General features: G+C 53.3%; 5 protein-coding genes. All 5 read left to right on the plus strand.

Annotation, left to right across the window (positions count from 1 at the left end; all coding sequences use genetic code 11):
- Positions 1–582 (plus strand): EF-Tu/IF-2/RF-3 family GTPase (locus RDN66_RS03285; RefSeq protein ID WP_308537548.1); only part of this gene is annotated, 582 nt, incomplete at its 5' end.
- A gap of 101 nt (positions 583–683) precedes the next feature.
- A complete protein-coding gene (gene rbfA / locus RDN66_RS03290; protein WP_035891095.1) occupies positions 684–1,088 on the plus strand; it encodes a 30S ribosome-binding factor RbfA in 405 nt (134 codons plus the stop codon).
- The gene (gene truB, locus RDN66_RS03295; RefSeq protein ID WP_035891093.1) at positions 1,088–2,032 is read left to right on the plus strand and encodes a tRNA pseudouridine(55) synthase TruB; all 945 of its coding nucleotides are present in this window, start codon (positions 1,088–1,090) and stop codon (positions 2,030–2,032) included. Before rbfA ends, truB begins: the two co-directional genes overlap by 1 nt.
- Before the next feature lie 152 nt (positions 2,033–2,184).
- A complete protein-coding gene (rpsO, locus tag RDN66_RS03300) occupies positions 2,185–2,454 on the plus strand; it encodes a 30S ribosomal protein S15 (RefSeq protein WP_035891092.1) in 270 nt (89 codons plus the stop codon).
- 357 nt (positions 2,455–2,811) lie between these two features.
- Positions 2,812–4,354 (plus strand): polyribonucleotide nucleotidyltransferase (pnp, locus tag RDN66_RS03305; protein ID WP_308537549.1); only part of this gene is annotated, 1,543 nt, incomplete at its 3' end.

Here is a 4,354-nt window from a genome sequence, read left to right on the forward strand (position 1 = left end):
CAGGGTTCTGTGGAAGCGATCTCCGACTCCTTGCTGAAACTGTCTACCGACGAAGTGAAAGTGAAGATCATCGGTTCTGGCGTAGGTGGTATCACCGAAACCGACGCGACCCTGGCTGCAGCATCTAACGCTATCCTGGTTGGCTTCAACGTACGTGCTGATGCCTCTGCACGTAAAGTTATCGAGTCAGAAAGCCTGGATCTGCGCTACTACTCCGTCATCTATAACCTGATCGACGAAGTGAAAGCGGCAATGAGCGGCATGCTGTCTCCGGAACTGAAACAGCAGATCATTGGTCTGGCTGAAGTACGTGACGTGTTCAAATCACCGAAATTTGGTGCGATCGCGGGCTGTATGGTTACCGAAGGTACCATCAAGCGTCACAACCCAATCCGCGTTCTGCGCGACAACGTGGTTATCTATGAAGGCGAGCTGGAATCCCTGCGCCGCTTCAAAGATGACGTTAACGAAGTCCGTAACGGCATGGAATGTGGTATCGGCGTTAAGAACTACAACGACGTTCGCGTTGGCGATATGATCGAAGTGTTCGAAATCATCGAGATCCAACGTACCATCGCTTAATCTTCGTTAAGATTGTCGATTGTAGGCCGGGAAAGCCTCGTGCAACCCGGCAATTATTTCAAAAGGGGCTGATAGCCCCTTTTTTGTCTGGAGAATTTATTATGGCGAAAGAATTTGGTCGCCCGCAGCGCGTGGCCCAGGAGATGCAAAAAGAGATCGCAATCATCCTGCAGCGCGAAATTAAAGATCCTCGTCTGGGCATGATGACCACCGTTTCCGGTGTCGAAATGTCTCGTGACCTGGCCTATGCCAAAGTGTTTGTCACCTTCCTCAACGACAAAGATGAAGCGGCGATTAAAGCCGGCATCAAAGCGCTGCAGGAAGCCTCTGGCTTTATCCGCTCCCTGCTGGGGAAAGCGATGCGCCTGCGTATCGTGCCGGAACTGACCTTCTTCTACGACAACTCGCTGGTTGAAGGTATGCGCATGTCTAACCTGGTGACCAGCGTGGTGAAGCATGACGACGAACGTCGTGTGAACCCAGCGGACGACAGCAAGGAGGACTGATGAGTCGTCCTCGTCGTCGCGGCCGTGATATTCACGGCGTATTGTTGCTGGACAAACCGCAAGGCGCGTCCAGCAATGATGTGCTGCAGAAGGTAAAGCGTATTTATAACGCCAACCGCGCCGGGCATACCGGCGCGCTAGACCCGCTGGCTACCGGCATGTTGCCGATTTGCCTCGGTGAAGCCACCAAGTTTTCTCAGTATCTTCTGGACTCCGACAAGCGTTATCGTGTGATTGCCCGCCTGGGTCAGCGCACCGATACCTCGGATGCCGATGGTCAGATCGTGGAAGAACGTCCGGTGACCTTCAGCGATGCACAGCTGGCTGAGGCGCTGGAGAGCTTCCGTGGAGACACCCAGCAGGTGCCATCCATGTACTCGGCGCTGAAGTACCAGGGTAAAAAGCTTTACGAATATGCACGTCAGGGCATCGACGTACCGCGTGAAGCCCGCCCGATTACCGTCTATGAGCTGCTGTTTATCCGCCACGAAGGTAACGAACTGGAGCTGGAGATTCACTGCTCGAAAGGCACCTATATTCGTACCATTATCGACGATCTGGGTGAAAAGCTCGGCTGCGGCGCGCACGTGATTTTCCTGCGTCGTCTGGCGGTCAGCAAATACCCGGTCGACCGTATGGTTACGCTGGAGCAACTGCATGCCCTGGTCGAACAGGCTGAGCAGCAGGGCGTTCCGGCAGCGGAACTGCTCGATCCGCTATTAATGCCAATGGACAGTCCGGCTTCAGACTATCCGATAGTCAATATTCCTTTAACCTCATCGGTCTACTTTAAAAATGGTAACCCGGTGCGGACGTCAGGCGCGCCTCTGGAAGGTCTGGTACGCGTGACGGAAGGTGAAGAAGGCAAATTTCTTGGCATGGGTGAAATCGACGACGAAGGCCGCGTGGCACCACGCCGTCTGGTGGTCGAATACACCGAGTAAGTCAGATTGTGTGGCTTGCGATAACAGAGCGCTGCGAGTAGAATATCGCGGCTTAACGCCTGCTTAATTGTTTAACAATTGGCAAGCGTTACATCAGGGGTTGCTGAATTAGAGATCGGCACCCTTTCTTTCTTTTAAATTTGGAGTTCAAAATGTCTCTAAGCGTTGAAGCTAAAGCACAAATCGTTTCTGAGTTCGGTCGTGGCGCTAACGACAGTGGTTCTACCGAAGTTCAGGTTGCACTGCTGACTGCACAGATCAACCACCTGCAGGGTCACTTTGCAGAGCACAAAAAAGATCACCACAGCCGTCGTGGTCTGCTGCGCATGGTTTCTCAGCGTCGTAAACTGCTCGACTACCTGAAACGTAAAGATGTTGCACGCTACACCGCGCTGATCGAGCGTCTGGGTCTGCGTCGCTAATTCTAGCGAGTTTCAGAAAGAGGGGCCTTTATGGCCCCTTTTTTCCACCAGACAACGCCAATTTAAGAGAACAGAGTGCCCGTAGAAACGCTGTTTGTGCCCCGGTAATCCTCCCTGTCTACGTCTTGTTTAGACAAAATTGAGCTGAAATTACCGACACAGCAGTATTTTGAAAGATAACGGGTATAATGTATTGTTGTTGTGCATATTCTTCGTTGCAGAGGTTCGCGCGGCTAATGAGAGGCTTTACCCGCATCGGGTTAGGGTTGTCATTAGTCGCGAGGATGCAAAGAAGATCGGTTTCATCGGTCGGTACGCCAGAGGGTGTGCCGCCATTTAATAAGAAAGGATAGAATTTTGCTTAATCCGATCGTTCGTAAGTTCCAGTACGGCCAACACACCGTAACGCTGGAAACCGGCATGATGGCGCGTCAGGCAACTGCCGCTGTTATGGTTAGCATGGATGACACTGCGGTATTCGTTACCGTTGTCGGTCAGAAAAAAGCGAAACCAGGCCAGGACTTCTTCCCGCTGACCGTTAACTATCAGGAGCGTACCTACGCTGCTGGTCGTATTCCAGGTAGCTTCTTCCGTCGTGAAGGCCGCCCAAGCGAAGGCGAAACCCTGATCGCGCGTCTGATTGACCGCCCGGTTCGCCCGCTGTTCCCAGAAGGCTTCGTTAACGAAGTTCAGGTTATCGCGACCGTGGTTTCCGTTAACCCACAGGTTAACCCAGACATCGTTGCTATGATTGGCGCATCTGCTGCCCTGTCCCTGTCCGGTATTCCGTTCAACGGTCCAATCGGTTCTGCTCGCGTGGGTTACATCAATGACCAGTACGTGCTGAACCCGACTCAGGACGAGCTGAAAGAAAGCAAGCTGGACCTGGTTGTTGCCGGTACCGAAGCTGCTGTACTGATGGTTGAATCCGAAGCAGAACTGCTGAGCGAAGACCAGATGCTGGGCGCCGTAGTATTCGGTCACGAGCAGCAGCAGGTTGTTATCAAAGAAATCAACGAGCTGGTTAAAGAAGCCGGCAAACCACGTTGGGATTGGCAGCCAGAAGCCGTCAACGAAGCGCTGAACGCGCGCGTTGCTGCGCTGGCAGAATCTCGCCTGAGCGACGCTTACCGCATCACCGACAAACAGGAGCGTTATGCTCAGGTTGACGTGATCAAATCTGAAGTTATCGCTCAGCTGACTGCAGAAGACGAAACCCTGGACGCTAACGAACTGGGTGAAATCCTGCACGCTATCGAGAAAAACGTTGTTCGTAGCCGCGTACTGGCAGGCGAGCCGCGTATCGATGGCCGCGAAAAAGACATGATCCGTGGTCTGGACGTACGTACTGGCGTTCTGCCACGTACTCACGGTTCCGCGCTGTTCACCCGTGGCGAAACTCAGGCACTGGTTACTGCGACCCTGGGCACCACCCGTGATGCACAGAACCTCGACGAACTGATGGGCGAGCGTACTGACAACTTCCTGTTCCACTATAACTTCCCTCCGTACTGCGTAGGCGAAACTGGCATGGTCGGTTCTCCTAAGCGTCGTGAAATTGGTCACGGTCGCCTGGCGAAACGCGGCGTGCTGGCAGTAATGCCAGAGCTGGACAAATTCCCGTACACCGTTCGTGTGGTTTCTGAAATCACTGAATCTAACGGTTCTTCTTCCATGGCTTCCGTTTGTGGTGCTTCCCTGGCGCTGATGGACGCAGGCGTGCCAATCAAAGCTGCCGTTGCGGGTATCGCGATGGGTCTGGTGAAAGAAGGCGACAACTTTGTTGTTCTGTCTGACATCCTGGGCGACGAAGACCACCTGGGCGATATGGACTTCAAAGTGGCGGGTTCCCGCGACGGTATCTCTGCACTGCAGATGGATATCAAAATTGAAGGTATCA

Source organism: uncultured Kluyvera sp., assembly GCF_902485085.1.
Taxonomy (GTDB): domain Bacteria; phylum Pseudomonadota; class Gammaproteobacteria; order Enterobacterales; family Enterobacteriaceae; genus Kluyvera; species Kluyvera ascorbata.

Excerpts from the sequence above, each read along its gene's own strand:
- rbfA (WP_035891095.1), top strand. The coding sequence starts at position 684 with ATGGCGAAAGAATTTGGTCGCCCGCAGCGCGTGGCCCAGGAGATGCAA.
- truB (WP_035891093.1), top strand. The coding sequence starts at position 1,088 with ATGAGTCGTCCTCGTCGTCGCGGCCGTGATATTCACGGCGTATTGTTG.
- rpsO (WP_035891092.1), top strand. The coding sequence starts at position 2,185 with ATGTCTCTAAGCGTTGAAGCTAAAGCACAAATCGTTTCTGAGTTCGGT.